The organism is Kosakonia sp. S42, assembly GCF_016624785.1.
GTDB lineage: Bacteria > Pseudomonadota > Gammaproteobacteria > Enterobacterales > Enterobacteriaceae > Kosakonia > Kosakonia cowanii.
The window spans coordinates 67,877-92,558 of record NZ_JACVTW010000003.1 but is presented as its reverse complement, the minus strand read 5'-3'; the positions used below and the strand labels follow the sequence as shown (position 1 = coordinate 92,558).

The following is a 24,682-nucleotide window of genomic DNA, read 5'->3' as shown; positions in this document are numbered from 1 at the left end:
GCATACACCCAAACATCCGTGGTCATTAACGCGGCTCTCCTCTCTTCCTTAAAAGCTCAATATCCTGCAACTTGCGCCCCAGCTCATCATCCCTGGCAAGCAGAAGAAAATCATCGACCAGCCCGAGTACGCCGAGCACAGCCACATAGTGCCCAAGCGAAACCCCCGGGTCGCCCTGCTCGATTTTTCGCAAGGTGAGACGGCTTAACCCCGTTCGTTCCGAGAGCATAGTCTGAGTGAGTTTTCGGCGTTTGCGGGCGAGTTTGATGTTCTCACCAAACTGCGTAAGCACTTATTGATGGCGGGGGAAGATAACCGCGCTGCGTTTATCTCTTGCTGTCATGGTCACTATACTTACCATTAATATTGAATTTGGTAAGTATAGTGACCATAAAATCGAAGGTAAAGTATATAAAATGAACACCACCGCATTCTCTTATCCGGTCGCGGGGGTGCTCAGAGGGTTATTTCGCGGCTTTGACCTCGGCGACAAACTCGGGAAGCTCCCAGGCACCGCCCGCGCGAATTCCACGGCAAAGGCCGGTGGTGCCTTCGCTACTTCGACGAAACGCTTCGCCGTCCCACACCCACTCGGTTGATGCCCAGCAGTCGCCAATCCCGCGCCCGCGCTGAGCAAGCGTGATGGCACCGTCGCTGTAATCCGTTCCCGAGCTGGTGATGAACTGCGGTTTCTCTTTCAGGGCGTTATCAACCACCCAGTAGCCATAACCTTCGTTATAGGCGGCACGCCAGCAGAGTGCGGAAACCAGGCCATGTTTTGCGTCCAGCGGCGTCAGGGTGAGGTCATTATCGCCCTTAACCGTCTCCTCTTCCGGGTTGGCGAGCCGGTCGCAGTCATCATCTTTACCGAGTGTCGCGAGCAACTGTGGCGTCAGTTTTTTTGCTTCGGCTGCGCTAAGGGTACGCGCCTCGCCTTTGCTTACGGTTGCGGCCTGGATCACCGGGGCGCTAATCGCGGCGGTAACCGAGGTTTCAGGCTTATTGCCTTTTTTACTCAGTGCGCCCGGCGTGCCGATGCGCCCCTGCACATCGTCAACCTTTAGCAGTGCGGCGGAAGCGCCGTCGCCAGAGAGCACAAACGGTTTCGCGCCGCCTCTGAACTCAACTTTGCCACTGCCCTTCACCGCAGCAATCATCTGCGTTGCCTGCTCGTCCGTCAGACGCCAGGTGTCGTTATCGCCAGGGGTTAACGCGCCGAGCGATTTGCCGTTGATCCACAGCGCCAGTTTCGTCGGCGACGACGGCGGTTCACTCTCGTCCATATCTGCCAGCACCACCTGCACGGTGACCGGGGTTTGCGGCCCCGCTTTACGGGTGATCAGCACAGAGCCGGTTGGGTCGTCTTCCACACTGTAGCCCGCTGCGCGGCAGGTCAGAGTGTTATCGCACACCACTTGCCAGTCTTTATGTTCGAACGAGACGCTGGCAGATGCTGCCAGCGCAGGAAAGCTCAGGGTCGCTGCGGTTATCAGCGCTGCGGTGATACTGCTTTTCATGCCATCACTCCATAATGAGAAAGGCGTCAGGGGTGCGAAACAGAATCAGGAAAATGATGAGGCGAGAGAGTTCTCGCCTCAGAAAAGCACAGGAATTAATCGAGGTTGAGATCGGCGTAGGAGTTGACCACGCGGGAGACAATGCCGTAATCCATCGCCTCTTTGGTGTTCATCCAGAAGTTGCGATCGGTATCCTGCTTCACCTTCTCCACCGGCTGGCCGGTTGCGTCAGCAATCATGCGGTTCACACGCTCAAGGGTACGGATAATCTCTTTGGCTTCGATTTCAATATCGCTCGCCTGACCACGCACGCCGCCCAGCGGCTGGTGGATCATAAAGCGGGTGTTCGGCAGCGAGTAGCGGTGCTCTTTTTTCGCCGCGAGGAAGATAGTGATCCCAGCGCTGGCGACCCAGCCGGTGCCGATGATGTGCACTTCCGGGGTGATAAATTTGATCATGTCGTGGATGGTATCCGCCGCTTCGACATGGCCACCCTGGCTGTTGAGATAGATTTTGATCGGCGCATCGCTGATGCCTTGTAACAGCAGAAGCTGGGTCACCACTTTCTCAGTCAGCGCCTGGTTGATCTCACCGGAAATGATGATCGAACGCGCATCCAGCAGTTTCTGCTGCATCAGCTGGCTGGCATTGCTCGCTTCTTTCTCTTTTTTGTCGTCATCATCGTGGTTAGTAATAAAATGCATGTGCTCTCTCCCTTCAGGTTATGCAGCTAAGCATAGCCCAACGCAGGGTGGGCGGGAACCACCAGATATTTCCTCCGCCCTTTCGCCTTCAGCTTATATCGCTGCGTCGTAGTCCCATATCCCTTAACTGCTCGTCACTCAGCCTGCGCAGTTCGCGTCGGGTTTTCGCCAGCAGGTGCCAGCGCCGCAGCTGGCGCCAGAGTAAAACAAAGCCGGAAAACGGGCGCCGTGGTCGATTTTCGAAAAATTCCATGTTGCTCTCCTCGCCTGAAAAGAGCTCTATCTTCGCTGCGATCGCCCTGCACAATACAGACTCAGAAAATACTTTTCTTTAACATACAGATGCCGTAAAAGAGGATCTGAACGCCACTTTCCCGCCCGATCTGTACTGTTTTTTGCAACTGTATGGTGACTTTTTAGGATACAGCATGACCCGCTACCAACATCTGGCCACTTTGCTGGCAGAGCGCATTGAACACGGCTTATATCGCCACGGTGAAAAATTGCCTTCGGTGCGCAGCCTGAGCCAGGAGCATGGCGTCAGTATCAGCACCGTACAGCAGGCCTATCAGGTACTGGAAACGTTGCAGTTAATCACCCCGCAGCCGCGCTCCGGTTACTTTGTCGCGCCGCGCAAAGCCAAACCGCCGGTGCCGGCGATGTCGCGCCCGGTGCAGCGCCCGGTTGATGTCACGCAGTGGGATGAAGTGTTAACCCTGCTTGATGCGCGCACGGATAAAGAGATTATCGCCTTCGGCGGCGGCGCACCGGACCTCAACCAGCCGACCCTCAAACCGCTGTGGAAAGAGATGAGCCGCATCGCGCAGCACCAGGTGATGGATGCGCTTAGTTATGATCCCCTGCCCGGCCAGCACGAACTGCGCGAGCAGGTCGCCCGCCTGATGCTTGATGGCGGTACCTCGTTAAACGCCGAAGAGATTGTTATCACCGCTGGCTGCCACCCGGCGCTGGCGCTGGCGCTGATGGCGGTCTGCGATCCGGGCGATATTGTCGCCGTCGAATCCCCCTGCTTCTACGGCACCATGCAGCTGCTGCGCGGGCTGGATATCAAAGCGATCGAAATCCCGACCGATCCGGAAACGGGGATCAGCATTGAAGCGCTGGAGCTGGCGCTGGAGCAGTGGCCAATTAAAGGGGTGATCCTGGTGCCCAACTGCCAGAATCCGCTCGGGTTTATCATGCCGGAAGCGCGCAAAAAGGCGGCGCTGTCGCTGGCACAGCGCCACGATATTGTCATTTTCGAAGATGATATTTATGGCGAGCTGGCCACCGACTATCCGCGGCCGAGCACCATCAAATCCTACGATATTGATGGCCGCGTGCTGCTCTGTAGTTCACTGACCAAAACCGTGGCGCCGGGACTGCGCATTGGCTGGATCGCGCCTGGGCGCTATCTGGATCGGGTGATCCATAAAAAATATGCCGCCATCGGCACTAATGTCCCTTCCACCCAACTGGCGGTGGCGGCGTTTATCCGCGACGGACACTATCACCGCCACGTACGCCGGATGCGCCAGGTCTACCAGCAGCGGCTGGCGGTCTATACCTGTTGGGTACGGCAATATTTTCCATGCAATATCTGCGTGACGCGCCCGCAGGGCGGCTTTCTGCTGTGGGTCGAACTGCCGGAAAGCGTCGATATGGTCTGCGTTTCCCGCGCGCTCTGCCGGTTAAAGATCCAGATCGCGCCCGGTTCACTCTTTTCGGCCTCCGGCAAGTATCGTAACTGCCTGCGCCTCAACTGCGCCCTGCTGCCGGATGAAGAGAGACGGGAAGCGATCAAACAGCTGGGTGCGACTATCCACAACGCGCTGGAGGAGTAGCCTCAGAGAATCGCCTCGTTGGTCAGAATACGCCGCGCGCCGAGGTAGTGATCCTGCCAGTAGTCATTGGTCAGGTTACTGATACGGATCTTCAGCCCGCTGCGCGGTGCTTCGATAAAGCTATTGTTGCCAAGGTAGACGCCAACGTGGTCTGCCGGGCCGCGCCTTTTACTGTGAAAGAAGATCAGATCGCCGCGGCGCAGCTTATGGCGGGCCACTTTTTTCAGCCCCCTATCCCGAAACATCGCCCGGGTGGTGCGCGGCAGTTTTCGCGCCAGCACCTTGTTATAGGCGTAGACCACCAGCCCGCTACAGTCGAACCCCCGCTGCGGTGAGACGCCGCCACGCACGTAAGGTTTACCGAGCTGCTTCTCCAGACGGTTCATTACCGTCAGCAACGATGCGCGAACGCGCGCTTTTCGCCTCGCCTGATGATGCGCGGCAGCTGTCTGGGCGTTTGTCTCAGACGTGGTTAACAGAGGCGCCGCTCTGCGCGCGGGGGTTTGCACACACCCGGTTGCAAGCGACAGCACAAGAAGCGTAAAAAAAAGCCCCAAAAACCCTCGGAGCAGGCTCCGACTGGGGGCGACGATGGATGACAAAATCACAGCTTTCACGAGAACAACACATTTAAACCAATGAGTTAAACGGGAGCACCGGCTACAGCCAGCACCATAAATAGTGCGTTTATTGACGCGTAAACGCCTGAACCTTCTGGGCAATCCCTTTATTGAGCTGGCAGACGCGCGCTTCCGATACGCCAATCACCTGCGCGATCTCTTTCAGGCTCAGCTCATGCTGGTAATAGAGCGCGAGGATCAGCTGCTCACGCTTGTCGAGGGTGGCTACCGCGCTGCGTAACGTGTAGGCGGGCAGCAGTTCATCCTCGAGCTGGCGGCTATAGAGCGTGCTGGCGTGCAAATCACTCTCCAGCAGGGTATCCAGGCTCTCCAGGGCACTGGCCGAGTGCAGCAGCAGATATTGCTGCCAGGCTTCCGGCGTCACTGACAGCCGTTCACTCAGCTCCTCAAAGCGCGGTTCATACCCCAGCTCACGGGTGATTTCGCGGATCGCATCCGTAAGCTTATGCGTCTGTTGACGCAGCCTGCGCGGTCGCCAGTCCTGCTGGCGTAACTCGTCCAGCACCGCGCCGCGAATGCGCTGAATGGCGTAACCGGCAAACTGCGCGTCCGGCGGGCCATAGCGGCGCAAGGAAGCCAGCAGCCCCATCAGGGCAATTTGGCGCATATCCTCTTTGCTCATTACGCTGCTGGTCTGCCAGCTGAACTGTTTGACGACTTTATGTACCAGCGGCAAATAATCACTGATATAACGCGCTTCATCAGCGGGATTTAAGGTTTTTGCGGCAGTTAAATTCATCATTTACATTACGTATGAGGAACAGCGGATAAAACAATTAATAAAAAGTTTCGGCAACACCTAATTAACAAAATGAGAAGAGAAGTAGCTAATAACGTACAAAAGCGCTCCTCAACGGCGTCAAACAATACACCACAAAGGCGTTTTTTAATCCTTTGAAAAGCGCCAACTAATGAAATCACATGTAATTTACGCCGCGCCTTCCGTATTATTAACGCCACAAACCGGTGAACTACGAATATTTATTCTGTTATTTATCCGATTCAGCCAACGGCATTATTTCTTGTAATAAGTCTCTGACGGATTGGTATCACTCGTTAACCTTTTATGAATAAACACAATTGCACCGTAAATAACTGGGTCATCGATCCTGCGTCAGGCGCGATCCACCATGTGGTGACCGGCGAGGAGAAACGGCTGGGAACGCACCCGCTCAGATTACTGGCTGTTTTGCAGCAACACCCCGGCGAGATCCTCTCCCATGAGGCGTTGGCGGCGCAGGTGTGGGAAGATCGCGCGGTCAGCAGCAATAGCCTCGCCAGTGCCATTCACGCACTGCGCACCGCCCTGGCGGATAACGGTAAGCAGCAGCGAATTATTCGCACCATCCCCAAAAAGGGATACGTGCTGGAGGCAAAATATTGCCGCCCTCTGGTCAGCGGGCCGCCGCCAGACCCGCGCCCTGTCGCAACTGAAATCGATATCCCGGTACAGGAGACGCCACCTTCCGCGCCTGAGTTACCCGCGCCAACCCGGCAACCGACGCCCGTTGCTGTGCGGCCTTTCTCCTGCATTAACGTTCTGCTTATTATGCTGCTCTTTATATTCACCGTTCTCTGTAGCGGTTACCTGGCGCTCACCTATAACAACAAGATAGTGGCAAAAGAGGTGGCGAAAAATATCTACAGCCATCTGCGTATATTTGCCCTGCTGGCACCGGGCGAGAGAATGAAAGAGCCGACGGCTATTTATGATCGCTTAAAAGAGAGCTATACCCGGCTTAATCGGCAGGCCAAGCAGAAGGCGCTGCGTATTGCTATTTACTATCGCAGTGAAAATCAAACCTTGAATTATACCTTCCGCATACATAATGGCTGCGAGCAGCGGGTACTGGTGATGCAAATTGACCACTGGCGTTCCGATACGGCGTTATTAAATAAGCTGATTGTCAGTGAGACACGGAGAAAAATGGATGAGATGGTACGCTGTAACAGACAATAAACGGACACTATTTCTGCTTGCTATCACCCTGGCGGCGCTGGCCTGCGGCATCGTTTTCCAGCGCGGGCAGCGCGTCCTTAACCAGACGGAGGAGATCGTACAGCAGGTGGGGTTTTACGATTTGATGCTGCATCAACAGGAGATCTACGATTCGCGCATGAGCACGGCGGGCAATATTATTATCAGCACGCTCAGCAGCCCGCAGGATGCGGCCTTTATCCTCAAAAGTAACTTTGTCCACACGCGCCAGCGGTATGGTAAACACTATTTTGCCTACGCACCGGTGCTGTTCAACCCGGCAAAAGATAACCGTATGGTGACAAACAATGTTGATCTCCTCACCTACTCGGAGAATGCCATGCAGCAGATTGCGCCCGACGGCGTGCCGCTGGTTTGTCAGCAAAATGGCATGATTTTTCGCTATCAGCTGGAGCCGGATTAAGCTAAAACGCGGGGATTAAGTTTGCAACGTCGGTGGTCGTTTTAGGTAGCCAGATAGCCGCCAAACGTTAACCGCCCTCTGTGAGACGCACATCATGACAGCGCCCCCCTTTTCTGACGCGACCCTCTTTTTGCTTAACCAGGCGCAGGCCGACCTTGATCAATTGCCGGAGATTGACCAGCCTAAGATTGAACGCCTTCGCGCAGCGCTTAACGCTGGCGAACTTAAGCTCGATCCCGATGCGCTGGTGCAGGCCATTTTCACTTTTCACCAGCGCTGACGCGCCGCTTAATGATCACTTATGCGCAGCATGAGCAGCGTCACACTCTCGTTTCGCGCCCCGTGTAAGAATAAATTATTCTTAAATTGATAGTTATGAATAATATATTATTCCTTTTTCGGTTGCCGGGGCCGCGCAGCGGCAGGCAGAAAGTCATAACGCAGAGTGAAGTGAGACGTGATGAACATTGATCTATCCACATTGACGACCGAAGGCCGCAACAGCGCCAGCGCCAACATCGACATGCTTGATACCGAGGCGATGTTACGGGTGATTAACCGTGAAGATCAGAAGGTCGCACTGGCGGTTGAGCAGGTGATCCCGGCGATTACGCAGGCGGTCGATGCGATTGTCAGCGCTTTCAAAAAGGGCGGACGCCTGATTTACTGCGGCGCGGGCACCTCCGGGCGCTTAGGCATTCTGGATGCCAGCGAATGCCCGCCCACTTACGGTACGCCGCGTGAGCAGGTTGTCGGCCTCATTGCTGGCGGTCATCGCGCCATTTTGCAGGCGGTGGAGAATGCCGAAGATAGCCTGACGCTCGGCGTCGACGATCTTAAATCCCTCAATTTCAACGCCAACGACGTGCTGGTCGGCATCGCCGCCAGCGGGCGCACGCCCTATGTGATTGCCGCCATGGAGTACGCCAAAATCCTGCATGCCACCACCGTATCGCTGACCTGCAACGCCGGTAGCCCGATGACGCAGATTGCCGATATCGCCATTACGCCGGTCGTCGGCGCGGAAGTGGTTAGCGGCTCCTCGCGCATGAAAGCGGGCACGGCGCAAAAACTGGTGCTCAATATGCTCACCACCGGGGCGATGATCCGCAGCGGCAAAGTCTACGGCAACTTGATGGTGGACGTGGAGGCGACGAACCAGAAGCTGGTGCAGCGCCAGGTCAACATTGTTATGGAAGCCACCGGCTGCGATAGCGACGAGGCGAAGCTGGCGCTACAGGCCTGCCACGGCCACTGCAAAACCGCCATCCTGATGGTGCTGGCGCAGATTGACGCCGAAGAGGCCGCGCGTTTGCTCGCGGATAACGGCGGGTTTATTCGCCAGGCGCTGCTCCACGCAGGAGTGAAGTGATGGCCAAAATCACGCCGGAACTGATCGCCTCCATCCTGCAACGGGTCGGTGGTGAAGCGAATATTAAAAGCTGCGGCAACTGCATGACGCGCCTGCGCCTGGCGCTGCATAACGACGCGCTTGTCGACAAGGCCGGGTTGCAGGCGCTGCCCGGCGTGCTCGGCGTGGTGAACAGTGACGATCAGTTGCAAATCATCGTTGGTCCCGGCAAAGCGCAAACCGCGGCAGAGATGATGAGTCTCTTAATCAACCGTGACAATGCGCCGGCTGAATCGGCCCCGCTTAAAGAGATCGCCCGGGACACCAAACAGCAGATGAAGGCGAAGCAGACCAGCGGCCTGCATCAGTTTCTGGCGAAATTCGCCACCATTTTCACACCGCTCATCCCAGGCTTTATCGCCGCCGGGATGCTGCTTGGCTTCGCCACGCTGATTGAGCAAAGCCTGCTGGTTGGCGCGCAGGATAAGAGCAGCGCGCTCGCGCACGTTGTCGGTTATATGAAAGTGTTTGGCAAAGGGTTGTTCACCTTCCTGCCGATCCTGATCGGTTATAACGCGCAAAAAGCCTTTGGCGGCAGCGGCGTCAACGGCGCAATTATCGCCGCGCTGTTTGTGCTCGGCTACGACGCGAAAGCGACGGTCGGCTACTTCTCCGGGATCGACACCTTCTTCGGCATGAGTATCGATCCGCGCGGCAATATTATCGGCGTGCTGATCGCCACGATCCTCGGCGCGTGGATCGAGCGGCAGATCCGCCGGTTTGTGCCCGACAATCTCGATATGATCCTCACCTCGCTGCTGACGCTGCTGATCACCGGCGCGCTCACCTTTACGCTGATCATGCCGATCGGCGGCGAGCTGTTTAAAGGAATGTCGTGGCTGTTTCTGCACCTCAACGGCAACCCGTTTGGCTGCGCGGTGCTGGCGGGGCTGTTCCTGATTGCGGTGGTGTTTGGCGTGCATCAGGGCTTTATTCCGGTCTACTTCGCCCTGATGGATGCGCAGGGGTTCAACTCGCTCTTCCCAATTCTGGCGATGGCGGGCGGCGGCCAGGTGGGCGCAGCGCTGGCGCTCTACTTCCGCGCGGCGCGTGAATCGACGATCCGCAACCAGATCCGCGGCGCGATCATCCCCGGCCTGCTAGGCGTCGGCGAACCGCTGATCTACGCCGTGACCCTGCCGCGCGTTAAACCTTTTGTCACCGCCTGTATCGGCGGTGCCTGCGGCGGATTTTTTATGGGTGCGGTGGCGTGGCTTGGCTTACCGGTCGGATTGAATACGGTATTTGGCCCTTCCGGGCTGGTGGCGTTGCCGCTGATGACCTCCGATCACGGCATCTATGCCGGGATGGCGGTCTATGCGGCGGGCGTGGTGGTGGCCTATCTCGGTGGGTTTATCGTCACCTGGCTCTCCGGCCATAAAGGCGTCGATCTCAGCTAAGAAAAAACCCGGCGCAGCGGCCGGGTTTATCACATCAGAATGCGTAAGAGAGGCTGCCAACGATGCTGCGCTCGGCGCCAAAGTAGCAGTAATTGGCGGAGTTACAGGCGGCGACATAGCGCTTATCGGTGAGGTTATTCACGTTCACCTGGGCGCTCAGCCCTTTCAGACCGACATTCGACAGATCGTACCCGATGGCCAGATCCACCAGCGTGTAGGAGGGCAGCGTGTGGGTATTCTCACGATCGGAGGTGATGCCGTTAACATAGCGCACGCCGGAACCGAGGGTCAGGCCATTCAGCGCACCCGCTTTCACGTCATAGCTCAGCCAGGCGCTGGCCTGGTTACGCGGGGCGTAAACCGCGCGTTTCCCCTGCTCCTCGGGGCTGCTTTTCTTATAACGAATGTCGTTATAGGTGTAAGCCGCTTGTAAGCGCAGGTTATCCGTCAGCTGACCCACCGCTTCCAGTTCAACCCCTTCTGATTCAATCTCGCCAATAGCGCGATAGGGATCGGTCGGCTCCACTTTGGTGGCGATATTGTTCTGGTTGATGCGGTAGACCGAGGCGCTGTACATGGTCTGCGACCCTTCCGGCTGGAACTTCAGCCCCGCTTCCCACTGCTTGCCCTTCATCGGTTGCAGGATCTTGCCGTTCTCATCGGTAAAGCTGGTCGGCGTAAAGGCCGTCGAGTAGCTTACGTAGGGCGCAAATCCGCTGTCGAAGAGGTACATCAGCGCCGCACGGCTGCTGATATGGTCTTTCTCCAGCGTATCGTGCGTGTCACCGATCTTATTGCTGTTGGTGATCTTCACCTGATCGTGACGCCCGCCGAGGGTCAGACGCCAGCGATCGAGCGACATCTGATCCTGTACATAGATCCCGGTCTGCTCCAGTTTATGCTTTTCACGTCCATACACGGAAATTGAGAGCGGATCGGCACCGTAAACCGGGTTAAAAGCATCGATCGCCGGGAAGCTGCCATAGGACGAGGTGACGTTGTTATTGCGATGCTGATAATCAACGCCCACCAGCAGACGGTGGTTGATGGCACCGGTATCGACGCTGCCATCCAGCTGGTTATCCAGCGTCACCGCCGAGAGGGACTCATCTGAGCCGGAGTAACCGCGGTTCAGCTCGGTCTCATTCAGCCAGCCCGAGGCATAAACCTGATTGAGATCGACTTTGGTACGCAGGTAGCGCAGCTTCTGGCGCACCGACCAGCCGCTTTCAAACATGTGCTCAAAGTTATAGCCGACCATGTTTTCACGGCGTTTGTACTTGTCGTACTTATCTTCGCCCTCAAAGAAGGTGTTGGAGATTTTGCCCCCGGCGTGCGGCACCACGGTACCTTCATACGGCAGGCCTGAGTGGCTGCCGCCTTCCGGATCGCGATGCAGATAGGCCATCACATCGAGGCGCGTGCTGTCGGTAATACGCCAGGTGACGCTCGGCGCGATGGCGTAACGCTGCTCTTTCAGGTGATCAAACTGGGAGTCAGCATAGCGGGTCATACCGGTTAAACGCACCGCCACGCGATCGTTATCATCTACCGGCCCGGTCACATCAAACGCCGCGCCGCGCTGGTTGTTATTGCCCGCGAAGAGTTTCACTTCACCGCCCGGATCGAACGACGGTTTACGCGAGTTCAGCGCCACAATGCCGCCCGGCGACGAGCGGCCATAGAGCACGGATGCCGGGCCGCGCACCACTTCAACGCTGTCTAAAAACCACGGGTCGATCACCAGCGAGCTGTGGGAGTTGGTATCGCCCATCATCTTCAGGCCGTCGAGATAGACGTTATCGAGACTGCCGTCGGAAAAGCCGCGCAGCACGATGTAATCAAAGCGGTTAGAGGCGCCGATTTGGTTGCTGTAGACGCCCGGTGTGTAGCTAACGGCCTGGCGCACGCTGGTTGCGCCCTGCTCTTCATACTGCTGGCGCGTGACGATCGAGACCGCCTGCGGCGTTTCGATATCCGGCGTCTCAAGCTTGGTCGCGCCGCTCTGCACCTGCGACGTTACCACCACGGTATCTTTAGCGTTTTCCTGCGCCAGCGCCGAAACGCTTATCCCACCCGTTATGCAGCCAATCATCAATGCCAGTCGCGTTTTTGCGAACATGAAACTCTCCAGAAGCGGTTATTATTGTAAATAAGAATTATTACCCTTTTGGATTCGCCAATAGCTATGCGCAATGACAATTCACATATGCGCGGTGACAAAATGGCGCGCAGGGCGAGAGAAAAGGTCTACGGGGAGGCGATCGGCTGTCGCGCTTCACTCGGCGCAATGCCATACCGGCGGCGAAAAGCGGTAGAAAAGTTGGTAGCGTGTTGGTAACCCGACATCCAGGCCGCTTGCTGCACGCTGTAACCCTGGGCGAGATAGCGGCGTGCCAGCGCCAGGCGGCAGTCGCGCAGATAGTCAAACACCGAGTGTCCATAGGCCTGGCGGAACTTCACCCGCAGGCTGCTGGTGCTCATCGCCGCCAGCTGCGCCAGCGCGGTCAGGGTGTACTCTTTTTCCGGCTGCTGCTCGAGCAAACGGCGCACCGACTCAAGCCGCTGCCCCTCACCGCCACAGGCACGCGTACAGCGCTCCACGCCCGCCATCCGCTGTGACAGCGCGTGCCCGACCAGTTGCAGCATCACCCCTTCGAGGATCAGTTCGCGCGACAGTGCGGGCAGCGTTGAAAGCTGGCTCTGTTGTAAGCCGGAGAGCAGAAACTCGGGCACCTGCCATAAAAAGGTTGGCGCGCCGTGGGATTCCCACTGCTCCAGTAGCGCGGTAAGCAGCGGCGAGCGCTGGCAGCTGGCCGGATCGACGCCGAGAGACAGCGTGCGCAGGGAGTTATCCGCCAGATGACGGGCGTTCATCACCTGCTGCTCGCTCAGACGCGAGGTAAAAGCCATACCAGAGCGAACGATAAACTCCTCGCCGTTGAGGCGCAGCATTACGCTGCCTTCAAGCACTACCAGCATATAGAGCGGGCAGCTGTGCAGAGAGGTGGTTTCATAGGGTTGCAGAACGCGAATGTCGGAGCGGGTCAGGTTCAGGCCGCTGGAGAAGCGCATCTCCTGCACATCGCCCTGAATCACGATGCGTCGCTCCTCGCTCAGCGAGCGGCAGGAAGCCAGCGCCGGAAAGCGGTAATCGATGCCGTAGCGCTCGCCAAAGCCGATAAAATCTTCAACGGAAAAGTCTCTTTTTTGCATAACCGGCAGCCGTTCGTTCTCGGTCAAACCCAGGCCCCACGCCGGGCGAAACGGCCTACACCTTACCATCCGCATCCGGCTGCTTCAATGCTATTGAGAACGATTCTCATAAAACAGGTCCGTGGGCGTAGCGGGCATCATGGGCAAGAACGGCTCACCCTGTCGGCCTATAACGTCAAATAGGAGTGCCTCCTTTATAGAGGGCAATATCACTCTGCCAGGGTCATTTTTATCTCTTTGCAACCTCTCACATTGCCATCACATTGGCTCCGCACTTTCACGCTAATATATCCCTCAATCTTTCCTGCTTATTTTTTCTTTATTTCTCCACATTATGAAATTTCGTAAAACGGATCTATTTATAAATAAAATATTTACCCAAAAAAGATAATTTCAATTAATGTACTGCGTAATGAGAATGTTCATTCTCATCCTTATTTAACCGGGGGGCGCGATGTCGCAAAAAGCACTACAGGAGCAACGCCATCAGCAGCGTAAAGACGAGATCATTGCGGCTGCCCGGCGGCGTTTTCGCATCAGTGGCTTTCATGCCGCCAGCATGTCGCAAATCGCCCTCGAAGCGCAGCTGAGCGTCGGTCAGATTTACCGCTACTTCATCAATAAAGACGCCATTATTGAAGAGATGATTTGCCGCATTATTGACTACCGCATCGCCGAAATGGAGAGCAAAGCCGAGACTACCCATCTGCCGGAAATGCTGGCCTGGCGGCACACCCTCAGCCCGGATGACGATGCGTTAATGCTGGAGATGTCCGCTGAAGCGACGCGCAACCCGCAGGTGCAGGCGATGATGATTGAAGCCGATGCCCGCATGTTTAACACCGCCTGCCAGCACTTGCACAACAGCCACCCTCACCTGTCGCAAGAGCGCATACGGTGCTGCGTGGAATTACTGGCAGTGTTAATGGAAGGCAGCACATTTCGCCGCCTGACGCCGCAAAAATGCGACCCGGCACAATTACAGCAGCTCTATCAGGAAATTACCGCGATGTTATTTGCGAAGAAATAAGAAGTCATAGATGAAAAAGCGGCGGCGCTATTTCTGGCGCCGCCGAAATAACCTGTTTACTCGCCTGCTCCACACTCCTGTTAATCAAAACGGGCAGGCTTCGCTCATGCCAGGAAAACTGAAATAAAGTTAATAAAAACAACCCTGTTGGCCGCGATCGCCCTTGTCGGTTGCGATAACGCCACGCCACCTGCACAACGCCCGCCCCAGCAAGTGGGGATTGTCACCTTAAAAAGCCAGCCGCTGGAGGTTACCAGTCAGCTTACCGGGCGCATATCCGCCGCGCAGTCGGCAGAGGTTCGCCCTCAGGTGGGTGGCATCATTCAAAAACGGCTGTTTACGGAGGGCGATACGGTAAAGGCCGGGCAGGCGCTTTACCAGATCGACCCTTCCAGCTATCGCGCCGCCTTTGATGAAGCCAGCGCGGCACTGAAACAGGCGCAGGCGCTGGTCGTTTCCGACTGCCAGAAAGCCACACGCTATGCGCAACTGGTAAAAGAGGATGGTGTTTCGCGCCAGGATGCAGATGATGCGCAATCCACCTGCGCGCAGGACAAAGCCAGCGTGGCGTCGAAAAAAGCCGCGCTGGAGAGTGCGCGCATCAATCTCAACTGGACCACCATTAGCGCACCGATTGGCGGACGCATCGGCATCTCCTCCGTCACGCCCGGCGCGCTGGTCACGGCTGAGCAAACCACGGCACTCGCCACGATTCGCGGGCTGGAGAGCATGTATGTTGATCTGACGCGATCCAGCGTCGATCTTCTGCGCCTGCGCAAGCAAGCGCTCACCAGCGACAGCAATACGCTGGGGGTGACGTTAACGCTTGAAGATGGCAGCACCTACAGCGAAAAAGGGCGCCTGGCGCTGACGGAAGTCGCCGTTGATGAGTCCACCGGATCCGTTACGTTACGCGCCATCTTCCCGAACCCGCAGCACCAGCTGTTACCGGGAATGTTTGTCCGCGCACGCGTTGATGAAGGGGTAATGGCTGACGCCATTCTCGCACCGCAGCAGGGAATCACGCGCGATGCAAAAGGCAATGCCGTCGCGCTGGTAGTGAATGCGCAGAACAAAGTGGAGCAGCGCACGGTTGAAACCGGTGACACTTACGGCGACAAATGGCTGGTGGTAAAAGGCCTCGCCAGCGGCGATAAGCTCATTGTGGAAGGCAGCGACAAAGTGAGTGCTGGCGCAACAGTGAAAGCGGTGCAGGTGCAAGAGACTGAAGGAGGGAAAGCCTGATGTTCTCGCGCTTTTTTGTCCGCCGCCCGGTCTTTGCCTGGGTTATCGCCATTCTTATCATGATGGCCGGTATTCTGGCGATCCGCTCACTGCCCGTTGCCCAGTACCCGGATGTCGCCCCACCTGCTGTCAAAATCACCGCCACCTATACCGGCGCATCGGCGCAGACGCTGGAAAACAGCGTCACCCAGGTGATTGAACAGCAACTCACCGGGCTGGATAACCTGCTCTACTTCACCTCCACCAGCAGCTCCGACGGCCAGGCGACCATCACCGTCACGTTTGAGCAGGGCACTGACCCGGATACCGCGCAGGTTCAGGTGCAGAATAAAGTCCAGCAGGCGGAGTCGCGCCTGCCAACAGAAGTGACGCAATCGGGCGTCACGGTAGTGAAATCCCAAAGCAACTTCTTGTTGATCATGGGGTTGTACGATAAGACCGACCGCGCCAGCAGCTCCGATATTGCCGACTGGCTGGTGAGCAACATGCAGGATTCGCTGGCGCGCGTAAACGGTGTCGGCAGCCTGCAAGTCTTCGGCGGTGAATACGCGATGCGTATCTGGCTGGATGCGGACAAGCTGAAATCCTTCTCGCTGATGCCGTCTGATGTGCAATCGGCCATCGAAGCGCAGAACATCCAGGTCTCCGCCGGAAAAATCGGCGCCCTGCCCGCGTCCGATAAACAGCAGTTAACCGCCACCGTGCGCGCCCAGTCGCGCCTGCAAACCGTGGCACAGTTTCGCGACATCATTGTCAAAAGCCAAACCGATGGTGCCGTGGTGCGCGTTAAGGATGTGGCGCGCGTCGAGATGGGCAGCGAAGACTACAGCGCCCAGGCAAAGCTGAACGGCCACCCGGCAGCGGGTCTGGCGGTGATGCTGGCACCCGGTGCGAATGCGCTGGACACCGCCACGCTGGTCAAAAACAAGATTAATGAGTACCGCAACAACATGCCGCAGGGCTACGACGTGGCCTATCCGAAAGACAGCACCGATTTTATTAAGATCTCCATTGAAGATGTGGTGAAGACGTTAATCGAAGCCATCATTCTGGTGGTCTGCGTCATGTACCTGTTTTTGCAAAATATCCGCGCAACGCTGATCCCGGCACTGGCGGTGCCGGTGGTGCTGCTCGGCACCTTCGGCGTGCTGGCGCTGTTTGGTTACTCCATCAATACCTTAACGCTGTTTGCCATGGTGCTGGCGATAGGGCTTTTGGTCGATGATGCGATTGTGGTGGTGGAAAACGTCGAGCGCATTATGCGCGACGAAGGTTTGCCTGCCCGCGAAGCAACGGAGAAATCGATGGGCGAAATCTCCGGCGCGCTGGTGGCCATCGCGCTGGTGTTGTCTGCCGTATTTCTGCCAATGGCCTTCTTTGGCGGCTCGACCGGGGTAATTTACCGGCAGTTCTCCGTCACCATTATTTCAGCGATGGTGCTCTCGGTGGTGGTTGCGCTGACGCTGACACCGGCGCTGTGCGGCGCAGTGTTAAAACATAGCGCGCCCCATAAAAAGGGCTTCTTCGGCGCCTTTAACCGCTTTTACAACAACACGGAACAGAAATATCAGCACGGCGTATTGCGGGTGCTACGCCGCGCGCTATCCGTGCTGGGAATCTATGCCGTGCTGTGCGGCGCGATGGCGCTGGTGATGTGGCGCTTGCCGGGCAGTTTCCTGCCGACGGAGGATCAGGGCTCGATTATGGTGCAGTTCACCCTGCCCGCCGGGGCCACGGCAACGCGTACCGATGCGGTGGCGAAAAAGGTCACGGAGTGGTTCCTCAACAATGAAAAAGCCAATACCGATGCCATTTTTACCGTTACCGGTTTTAGCTTTAGCGGCAGTGGGCAGAACGCAGGGATGGCCTTCGTCTCGTTGAAAAACTGGTCTGAACGCGACGGCGCGCAGAACACCGCCCAGGCGATTGCCCAGCGCGCCAGCCAGCAGTTAGCCACCATCCGCGATGCCACCATCTTCGCGATGACGCCACCGTCGGTTGATGGCCTCGGCCAGAGCAACGGTTTCACCTTTGAGCTGCTCGCCAGCGGCAGCACCGATCGCGATCGGCTCCTCACGCTGCGTAACCAGTTGCTGGCCAATGCCAATCAGCGTGCTGAGTTGCAGGCGGTTCGCGCCAACGATCTGCCGCAGATGCCGCAGTTGCAGGTCGATATCGACAGCAACAAAGCCGTGGCGCTGGGGCTCTCCCTGAGCGATGTGAGCGATACGCTCTCCAGCGCCTGGGGCGGCACCTACGTTAATGACTTTACCGATCGCGGCCGGGTGAAAAAGGTCTATATCCAGGGCGATAGCGACTTCCGCGCGTCCCCCTCCGACCTGCAAAAATGGTACGTGCGCGGCAGCGATAACAGCATGACGCCGTTTTCAGCCTTTGCCACCACCCGTTGGGAGTATGGCCCGGAGAGCCTGGTGCGTTACAACGGTTCGGCGGCGTATGAGATTCAGGGCGAGAATGCCAGCGGCTTTAGCTCCGGCGCGGCAATGACCGAAATGGAACACCTCGCCGATAATCTGCCCGCGGGCACCACCTGGGCGTGGAGCGGTCTGTCATTGCAGGAGAAGCTCGCCAGCGGCCAGGCAATGAGCCTCTACGCCATCTCCATCATGGTGGTGTTTTTGTGCCTTGCCGCGCTGTATGAGAGCTGGTCGGTGCCGATTTCGGTGATTTTAGTCATCCCGCTCGGCCTGCTCGGTGCGGCGCTGGCGGCATGGATGCGCGGGCTAAGCAACGACGTCTACTTCCAGGTCGCGCTGCTTACCACCATCGGTTTGTCGTCGAAAAACGCCATTTTGATTGTTGAGTTCGCCGAAGCCGCGGTGCAGGAGGGACAGTCGCTCTCCCGCGCGGCGCTGCGCGCTGCACGTACCCGCCTGCGCCCAATCATGATGACCTCGCTGGCGTTTATAGCCGGGGTCGCGCCACTGGCGATTGCCACGGGAGCTGGAGCCAACAGCCGCATCGCCATCGGTACCGGCATTATTGGCGGTACGCTGACGGCAACCCTGCTGGCGATTTTCTTTGTTCCCCTTTTCTTTGTGCTGGTGAAAAAACTCGTCACCGCTAAACGCGCGCGTCAGGAGTAATTATGTTGCGTATAAGTGTTCTGTTTCTTGCCCTGCTGAGCGCGGGCTGTGTCTCCCTCGCCCCGACTTATCAGCGCCCGCAGGCTCCGGTGCCGGCAACCCTGCCGGGCAGCAGCGGCCAGGCGCAGGCCGTCGCCACCGACTGGCAGCAGATTGTGAATGATGGCCGCCTGAAACAGGTGGTCAGCAATGCGCTGACGCAAAACCGCGATGTCCAAAAAGCGATTGCCGATATCGACGCGGCACGCGCGCTATACGCTGAAGATCGCGCCGCGCTCTTCCCGACGGTCAATGCCGACCTAAGTCACACCCGTAGCCGTACCGTGGCAGGCGGGTTAACCAGCAGCGCGGAAGCCGACGGCGCAGTCTCCAGCTTTGAACTCGATCTCTTTGGCCGCAATCAGAGCCTCACCCGCGCCGAACGTGAAACCTGGCTTGCCAGTGAATATACCGCGCAAAACACCCGACTGAGCCTGGTGGGGGAGATCACTACCGCCTGGGTGACGCTGGCGGCAGATAACAGCAACCTTGCCCTCGCCAGACAGACGATGGAGAGCGCGCAAAACTCGCTGAACATTGCCAAACGCAGGCAGACGATCGGCGTCGCGGCCGCAGGGGATACCGCGCAAGCGATGGCGGTATTTCAGCAGGCGCGCGCCAGCGTTGCCAGCTATCAGACGCAAGTGATGCAGGATAAAAACGCGCTTAATCTGCTGGCGGGCGAGACGGTGCCGGAAGCGCTGTTGCCGGGTACGCTGGAGAGCCTGGGGGATAACAGCATTACGCTGACCCCGGCGGGCGTCTCCTCCTCCGTGCTGCTGCGCCGCCCCGATATTCAGGAAGCGGAACATAATCTGAAGAGCGCGAATGCCAATATCGGCGCCGCGCGGGCGAACTTCTTCCCGACCATTTCACTCACTGCCAGCGCGGGCGTTGGCAGCAGCTCACTTTCGTCCCTCTTCAGCCATGGCATGAAGGTGTGGTCATTTGCGCCGTCCATCACGCTGCCGCTCTTTACCGGCGGGAAAAATATGGCGCAATTGCGCTACGCCGAGGCAGAGAAAAAGGGGCTGATTGCCACCTATGAGAAGACGATTCAGAGCGCGTTTAGGGATGTGGCCGATGCGCTGGCGCGCCGCGAAACGCTCACCGAGCAACTGGATGCTCAGCGTGAATATGTCGCGGCCGAGCAAAAAGCGCTGGATATCGCCCAGCGCCAGTACAAGGCGGGAACCGGCGATTATCTCTCGGTTCTGACAGCCCAGCGCTCGCTCTGGTCGGCGCAGGAATCATTGATTTCACTGCAACAAACCGACCTGCAAAACCGCATCACGCTCTGGCAATCCCTCGGCGGCGGCGTCAGTTGATCCTCTCACCCCTTTTTACCGCCCGGCTTTAAACCCCGGTGAAACTCATTGATGCGTTTCACCGTTTTAATCGCCCGCTGCGAATTGGCTGACGCCACCGACAGGACAATCATCTCCAGGCAGAGCAACACCGTGCCGTGCAGCGGGATTTTGCCCTTCTCGCCGCCGCGCGGGACATGGATCACCACATCCGCTTGCTGGCTGAAGCGCGAGTCGACGGCGTTGGTCAGCAGGATCACCGGAATGCCGAGCCGCCGCGCCTCTTTCAGGGTGGTAAGCCCTTCGCGGTGCGCCGATTTCTGCGCCATCATCACCAGCACATCGCCGCGCTGTAACCCAATCAGCTGCTCAGAAAGGGCGATGCCGGTGCGGTTAAGTTCAATAGCGGGCAAGCCAATGCGGTTGAAAAGCCGCGCGCTGTACTCCGCCAGGATCCCCGATGCGCCAATGCCGAAAATCGCCACCTGGCGGGCATCGACCAGCAGTGCCACCGCCTGCGCGATAGCGTAACGGTTGGCAGGCGCGGAGAGCACTTCGCAGGTGTGCTGATGCCCTTCGAGGACAAAATCGATACCTGAATTGACGTCGCAGGCGAGCGCATTCACCGTGGTGCTCATCTTCTCGGCCGACGATGCCGCCGGGCCAAACCACTGCTCCAGCGTCTGCTTCAGATCGCGCAACCCGGCAAAGCCCAGCGCCTGAATCGCCCGCACGACGGTGGCGTCAGAGGTGTGGGTGGCGGCAGCAATCTCCATCGCCGTCTGCTCCAGCACCGCTTCACGATGATCGTGGATATAACGCGCCACCGCCTGCAAACGCGGTGACAGCGTCTGCACCCGCGCGCGAAAACGCTCGCCGTAGATATCGACGCGGCTTCTGGCCCGCTTTGCGTTCTGCATGTTCATTTCCCTTGTTGCGGCAGCGGTCGCCCGGCAATCTGCGACTGCACCTGCGCCACCATCAGGCTTAACGAGGCAAAGGAGTTAGAGATCGCCTCTTCCCGTGAAATCAGGACATAGCGCCCGTTGTGACAGGCAGTGAGGAAATCGCACCAGCCGGGCATCACCGCGTTCATGGCGGCCATCTCATCCTGCGGCGTGCCGCCAGTATCGCCGCGCCATGTTGCAAAGACAAAGTCCGCATCCAGCTCCGGTAGCCGCTCGGCGCTGACATCCATCCGCCCGCCTTCAGGGATGCTGTCGATAAGCGGCGGGAAGCGAAAACCGGCATCCCGCAGCACGCGGCCCAGCGAGTGATAGCTGTGTAGTACGTTGATTTTGCCGTTGTTCGCCTGGATAACCGACACCGTTATCTTGCGGGTATCAATGGTCTTTTTCAGCGCCGCAATCTGCGCCTGATAGCGCCGCATCAGTATCGCCAGCCGCGCCTGCGTGCCGGTCAGCTGCGCCAGCTTGCGGTAGATCTCCGGCGCGCCGCCCTGCAGATGATCAATGCTCACGGTTGGGGCGATCTTCTCCAGTTGCTCTACCGGCGTATTACGGCTGGGCTCGGTAATGATCAAATCGGGTTTCGCCGCTGCAACGGCTTCCATATCGATATCGGCGGAGCCAATAAAGCGGATGTCAGAGTTATCAAAGTCGACGCCGGTTAACAGCGCGCCGGAGCGTAACACGTGGCGACCATCCGCCTGCGTGCGCCCGTGGCTGGCGACCGGCGGTACGCCAAGCTCAATCAGCGGAATGGTGATATCGAGATCGTGCAGCGACACAATGCGTTTCGGGTGCTGCGGCACCTTGACCACGCGCCCTAAATCGTCGGTGAAACTCTGCACAGGCTCTGCGGCAGCGGCGGCAAAACCGGCCAGCAGCAGCAGGGAGAAGAGAAAGCGCATAGAACTCCTTAAGGTTACAAGCGATCGCGTCGCTGCCAGAGCAGCAGCAGGAAAAAGGGGCCACCCACCAGAGCAATCACAATCCCGGCGGGAAGTTGCAGCGGCGCAAACGCCAGCCGCCCAATCGTATCGGCGGCGAGCACCAGCAAACCCCCGAGCACTGCGCTGCCCCAGAGCAGCGCGCGCTCACCGCCGCGCAGCAGAAAACGCGCCATATGCGGGGCAATCAGCCCGACAAAGCCGAGACTGCCGACGCAGGAGACGCTGGCCGCGGTCAGCAACACCGGAGCGAAGACCCGCAGGCCGTTAAGCAGTATCAGCCGCACGCCGAGACCCCTTGCCGCCTGATTGCCAAGCTGAGCGACATCCGCCGCGCGGGCGGTGAGCAGCAAAATAAGCGCCGCAGGCAGCGCCCAGCAGAGCGCCACGCCGAGCAGCGGCCAGCTGGCGGCCTGTAAACTGCCCGCCAGCCACAGCATCGCGGTCTGTACGTCGCGCACGTCAGCGGTGGTCATAAAGAGGCCGATACCGGCGGCGAAAGTCCAGGAGAGGCCAATACCCAGCAGCACAAAGCGCGGTCGGGAGACATCCCGCGCCAGCGCGATCACCAGGCCGGCGGCAAGCAGGCCGCCCGCCATTCCCGCCAGCGGGCGCCAGACAACGCTCACCGCCGGAAAGCTGAACACCAGCGTTAACACCGCAACGCTGGCCCCCTCTTTCACGCCAATTAAGCCTGGATCCGCCAGCCCGTTGCGCGTCATGGATTGCATCGCCGCGCCCGCCATGCCGAGCATCGCTCCGCAGAGCAGCGCCATGCAGAGCCGCGGCAGACGCAGATCCCACACCACATAGTGCTGCTCGCCGCTGAGCATCTGCGGCATAAACAGCGCCCGGGCAAGGTTCGATGTCGGCACGGGCAGCGATCCGTGCGAAACGCCGAACAGCAGCAGCCCCAGCGCCAGCAGCAGCAGGCCGCTCAGCCACAGCAGCGCACGCGGGCGTAGCAGGCGGGAGAAGCCGCCGATCCGAAGCGCACGCAGCCCGGCGCGATGCAGTTGGTGGCTCATTTGAAGAACCTCGCCGCCAGCAGCATAAACAGCGGCGCGCCGACCAGTGCAGTCATCACCCCGGTTGCCAGCTCCTGTGGCGACAGTAGCGTTCGCGCCGCAATATCCGCCAGCAGCAACAGCGCTGCGCCACCGAGCGCCGAGAGTGGGATCACCACGCGCAGATCGCTCCCCGCCAGGCGGCGCACCATATGCGGCACCACCAGCCCGACAAACCCGACCGGACCGGCAATGGCCACCGCCGCGCCGCACAGCAGCGCAATGGCGAATAAAGAGAGCAGGCGAATTCGCGTCAGCGAAACACCAAGGCCGCGCGCCAACGTATCGCCGAGCGCCAGCATATTCAGTGCCGGTGCCAGCCCAATCGCCAGCGCGAAGCCCGCGGTGGCAGCCATCGCCGCAGGGGTGATTTGCGCCCAGCTCAGCCCGGCAAGATCGCCCGCCAGCCAGGTGCGCATGCTCAGCAGGGTCTGCTCATCAAGGATCAGGATCGCGGCGGTGATTGACGAGGCAAAGGCCGACAGCGCCACGCCGCAGAGCGTCACCTTCATCGGCGTGAAGCCAGCGCGCCCGGCCGAACAGAGCAGCATCACCAGGGAAAAGAGGAGCGCCGCTCCAGTGGCGGCAATCAGCGGTCGGCTGACGGCGGCATCGCCCACCGTGATGCCAAGCGCGGTAGTTGCCACCACCGCCAGCGCGGCACCGGCATTCAACCCGAGGATGTGCGGCTCGCCCAGCGGGTTGCGAATAACCGACTGCAAGAGTGCCCCGGCAACGCCCAGCGCGCCGCCGGTAAAGAGCGCGGCGACGAGGCGCAGCAAACGCAGGCTGACGATCACCCGGTGATCGAAATTGTGCGGATCAAAGGCGATCAGCGCCTGTACCACCGTCGGCGGGGCGATGTAGCGCGCGCCGAGGCCAAGATGGCAAATGGCCGCCATTATCACTAATGCCAGCAGGCCAAGCGCGCCGATGCTCACGCGGGCAGAGTGACGAACGCTCATGCGTTACTACCGCCCGGTTTGCGAAAGGGCATAAAGAATGGCTTGCCGGTCAACGGGTTAACCGACATCTGTACCTCGACATCAAACACGCGTTTGATCAGCTCCGGCGTGCAGGCTTCGCCTTCGTTGATCACCCCCTGCAAACGCCCCTGCTTGAGGAAGATCAGCGTGTCGGCGTAGTTCACCGCGAAGTTAAGATCGTGCAGCACCACAATCACCGTGCGGCCATGATCGCGGGTTAAGGTGTGCAGCAGTTCGAGGATCTCCACCTGATAGCGAAGATCGAGGAAGGTGGTTGGTTCATCAAGCAGGATCACCGGCGTTTGCTGCGCCAGCGCCATCGCAATCCAGCAGCGCTGCCGCTGACCGCCGGAGAGGCTGTCCACGGGCTGATGGGCAAACCCGGCGGTGCCGGTCATTTCCAGCGCCTGCTGTACCGCGTTTTCATCCTCTTGCGACCACTGGCGCATAAAGCTCTGCCAGGGAAAACGCCCGCGCGCGACCAGCTCAAACACCGTCAGCCCTTCTGGCATGACCGGCGATTGCGGCAAAATGCCCAACTGGCGGGAGACCGCTTTTGTCGGCTGCTGATGGATCGCTTTGCCATCCAGCAGCACGCTGCCGCCAAGCGGTTTCAGCATGCGGGCAATGGTGCTGAGCAGGGTGGATTTCCCGGAGCCGTTCGCCCCCACCAGCACACTCATTTTGCCGAGGGGAATGGTCAGGCTGATCTCATCGACAATTATCTGCTTGTGATAACCCGCCGACAGGCGGTCGAGCACGATACCTTGCCCGCTTTCAGGTTGTTCCACGTGTTGTGGCATGTTGACTCCTGCGCCGCAACAGCGTGGCTACCCGCGCGTGCGTTAGCATCA

General features: G+C 58.6%; 22 protein-coding genes and 1 pseudogene. 10 read left to right on the top strand and 13 right to left on the bottom strand.

All coding sequences use genetic code 11. From position 1 onward, the window contains the following. Nucleotides 1–25: 25 nt before the first annotated feature. From IAE50_RS25945 to IAE50_RS06045, 4 genes are all read right to left on the bottom strand, one after another. Nucleotides 26–292, bottom strand: a complete 267-nt coding sequence (locus IAE50_RS25945; protein ID WP_309228085.1) for a helix-turn-helix transcriptional regulator — start codon at nt 290–292, stop codon at nt 26–28. A 172-nt stretch (nt 293–464) separates the two neighbouring features. Beyond that, nucleotides 465–1,517: a DUF1176 domain-containing protein gene (locus IAE50_RS06055; protein ID WP_200579834.1), complete on the bottom strand. Its 1,053-nt coding sequence runs from the start codon at nt 1,515–1,517 to the stop codon at nt 465–467. 95 nt (nt 1,518–1,612) lie between these two features. Further along, nucleotides 1,613–2,221 carry an ATP-dependent Clp protease proteolytic subunit gene (locus IAE50_RS06050; RefSeq protein WP_200579833.1) on the bottom strand — a complete coding sequence of 203 codons (609 nt, stop codon included), beginning with the start codon at nt 2,219–2,221 and terminating at the stop codon, nt 1,613–1,615. Between the two features lie 88 nt (nt 2,222–2,309). Next, the gene (locus IAE50_RS06045; protein WP_076768952.1) at nt 2,310–2,474 is read right to left on the bottom strand and encodes a DUF1127 domain-containing protein; all 165 of its coding nucleotides are present in this window, start codon (nt 2,472–2,474) and stop codon (nt 2,310–2,312) included. Between the two features lie 175 nt (nt 2,475–2,649). Here IAE50_RS06045 and IAE50_RS06040 point away from each other — a divergent pair, with 175 nt between their 5' ends. Then, a complete protein-coding gene (locus IAE50_RS06040) occupies nt 2,650–4,065 on the top strand; it encodes a PLP-dependent aminotransferase family protein (RefSeq protein WP_200579832.1) in 1,416 nt (471 codons plus the stop codon). Between the two features lie 2 nt (nt 4,066–4,067). Here the strand turns inward: IAE50_RS06040 and IAE50_RS06035 are convergent. Both IAE50_RS06035 and IAE50_RS06030 read right to left on the bottom strand, forming a co-directional pair. After that, nucleotides 4,068–4,451, bottom strand: a pseudogene (locus tag IAE50_RS06035) (C40 family peptidase); the annotation flags it as partial. Nucleotides 4,452–4,752: 301 nt separating this feature from the next. Further along, a complete protein-coding gene (locus IAE50_RS06030) occupies nt 4,753–5,448 on the bottom strand; it encodes a FliA/WhiG family RNA polymerase sigma factor (RefSeq protein WP_094419286.1) in 696 nt (231 codons plus the stop codon). 324 nt (nt 5,449–5,772) lie between these two features. On the opposite strand from IAE50_RS06030, the gene IAE50_RS06025 reads away from it, so the two are divergent. The 5 genes from IAE50_RS06025 (at nt 5,773) to murP (ending at nt 9,919) form a co-directional block, all read left to right on the top strand. Further along, a complete protein-coding gene (locus IAE50_RS06025) occupies nt 5,773–6,666 on the top strand; it encodes a winged helix-turn-helix domain-containing protein (RefSeq protein WP_200579831.1) in 894 nt (297 codons plus the stop codon). Further along, entirely contained in the window at nt 6,638–7,108 is a 471-nt protein-coding gene (locus IAE50_RS06020; RefSeq protein WP_200579830.1) for a hypothetical protein, read from the top strand. The genes IAE50_RS06025 and IAE50_RS06020 overlap by 29 nt, the downstream gene beginning before the upstream one ends. Nucleotides 7,109–7,202: 94 nt before the next feature. Next, on the top strand, nt 7,203–7,388 hold the full coding sequence (locus IAE50_RS06015) for a flagellar biosynthesis anti-sigma factor FlgM (RefSeq protein ID WP_200579829.1): 186 nt from the start codon (nt 7,203–7,205) through the stop codon (nt 7,386–7,388). A gap of 180 nt (nt 7,389–7,568) precedes the next feature. Beyond that, a complete protein-coding gene (gene murQ / locus IAE50_RS06010; RefSeq protein WP_200579828.1) occupies nt 7,569–8,480 on the top strand; it encodes an N-acetylmuramic acid 6-phosphate etherase in 912 nt (303 codons plus the stop codon). Further along, nucleotides 8,480–9,919 (top strand): PTS N-acetylmuramic acid transporter subunit IIBC, encoded by a 1,440-nt coding sequence (murP, locus tag IAE50_RS06005; RefSeq protein ID WP_200579827.1) that lies wholly within the window; start codon nt 8,480–8,482, stop codon nt 9,917–9,919. Before murQ ends, murP begins: the two co-directional genes overlap by 1 nt. A 34-nt stretch (nt 9,920–9,953) precedes the next feature. Here the strand turns inward: murP and IAE50_RS06000 are convergent, their stop codons facing one another. Together IAE50_RS06000 and IAE50_RS05995 are read right to left on the bottom strand one after the other, a co-directional pair. Beyond that, nucleotides 9,954–12,041: a TonB-dependent siderophore receptor gene (locus IAE50_RS06000; RefSeq protein WP_200579826.1), complete on the bottom strand. Its 2,088-nt coding sequence runs from the start codon at nt 12,039–12,041 to the stop codon at nt 9,954–9,956. 128 nt (nt 12,042–12,169) lie between these two features. Continuing rightward, nucleotides 12,170–13,135 (bottom strand): helix-turn-helix transcriptional regulator, encoded by a 966-nt coding sequence (locus IAE50_RS05995; RefSeq protein WP_042714586.1) that lies wholly within the window; start codon nt 13,133–13,135, stop codon nt 12,170–12,172. Nucleotides 13,136–13,589: 454 nt separating this feature from the next. On the opposite strand from IAE50_RS05995, the gene IAE50_RS05990 reads away from it, so the two are divergent. The 4 genes from IAE50_RS05990 (at nt 13,590) to IAE50_RS05975 (ending at nt 19,884) form a co-directional block, all read left to right on the top strand. Further along, on the top strand, nt 13,590–14,165 hold the full coding sequence (locus IAE50_RS05990) for a TetR/AcrR family transcriptional regulator (protein WP_124970067.1): 576 nt from the start codon (nt 13,590–13,592) through the stop codon (nt 14,163–14,165). Between the two features lie 132 nt (nt 14,166–14,297). Then, nucleotides 14,298–15,410: an efflux RND transporter periplasmic adaptor subunit gene (locus tag IAE50_RS05985; protein ID WP_375286613.1), complete on the top strand. Its 1,113-nt coding sequence runs from the start codon at nt 14,298–14,300 to the stop codon at nt 15,408–15,410. Beyond that, complete coding sequence (locus tag IAE50_RS05980; protein ID WP_200579825.1) at nt 15,410–18,517, top strand: efflux RND transporter permease subunit; 3,108 nt, start codon at nt 15,410–15,412, stop codon at nt 18,515–18,517. The genes IAE50_RS05985 and IAE50_RS05980 overlap by 1 nt, the downstream gene beginning before the upstream one ends. Before the next feature lie 2 nt (nt 18,518–18,519). Beyond that, entirely contained in the window at nt 18,520–19,884 is a 1,365-nt protein-coding gene (locus IAE50_RS05975) for an efflux transporter outer membrane subunit (RefSeq protein WP_200579824.1), read from the top strand. 5 nt (nt 19,885–19,889) lie between these two features. Here the strand turns inward: IAE50_RS05975 and IAE50_RS05970 are convergent, their stop codons facing one another. The 5 genes from IAE50_RS05970 to IAE50_RS05950 are packed head-to-tail and all read right to left on the bottom strand — an operon-like array spanning nt 19,890 to nt 24,631. After that, nucleotides 19,890–20,783 (bottom strand): MurR/RpiR family transcriptional regulator, encoded by an 894-nt coding sequence (locus tag IAE50_RS05970; RefSeq protein ID WP_200579823.1) that lies wholly within the window; start codon nt 20,781–20,783, stop codon nt 19,890–19,892. A 2-nt stretch (nt 20,784–20,785) separates the two neighbouring features. Next, the gene (locus IAE50_RS05965) at nt 20,786–21,736 is read right to left on the bottom strand and encodes an iron-siderophore ABC transporter substrate-binding protein (protein WP_200579822.1); all 951 of its coding nucleotides are present in this window, start codon (nt 21,734–21,736) and stop codon (nt 20,786–20,788) included. A gap of 14 nt (nt 21,737–21,750) precedes the next feature. Then, on the bottom strand, nt 21,751–22,803 hold the full coding sequence (locus IAE50_RS05960; protein ID WP_200579821.1) for an iron ABC transporter permease: 1,053 nt from the start codon (nt 22,801–22,803) through the stop codon (nt 21,751–21,753). After that, entirely contained in the window at nt 22,800–23,807 is a 1,008-nt protein-coding gene (locus tag IAE50_RS05955) for an iron ABC transporter permease (protein ID WP_200579820.1), read from the bottom strand. Before IAE50_RS05955 ends, IAE50_RS05960 begins: the two co-directional genes overlap by 4 nt. Then, nucleotides 23,804–24,631, bottom strand: a complete 828-nt coding sequence (locus tag IAE50_RS05950; RefSeq protein ID WP_200579819.1) for an ABC transporter ATP-binding protein — start codon at nt 24,629–24,631, stop codon at nt 23,804–23,806. Before IAE50_RS05950 ends, IAE50_RS05955 begins: the two co-directional genes overlap by 4 nt. Nucleotides 24,632–24,682: the final 51 nt, after the last annotated feature.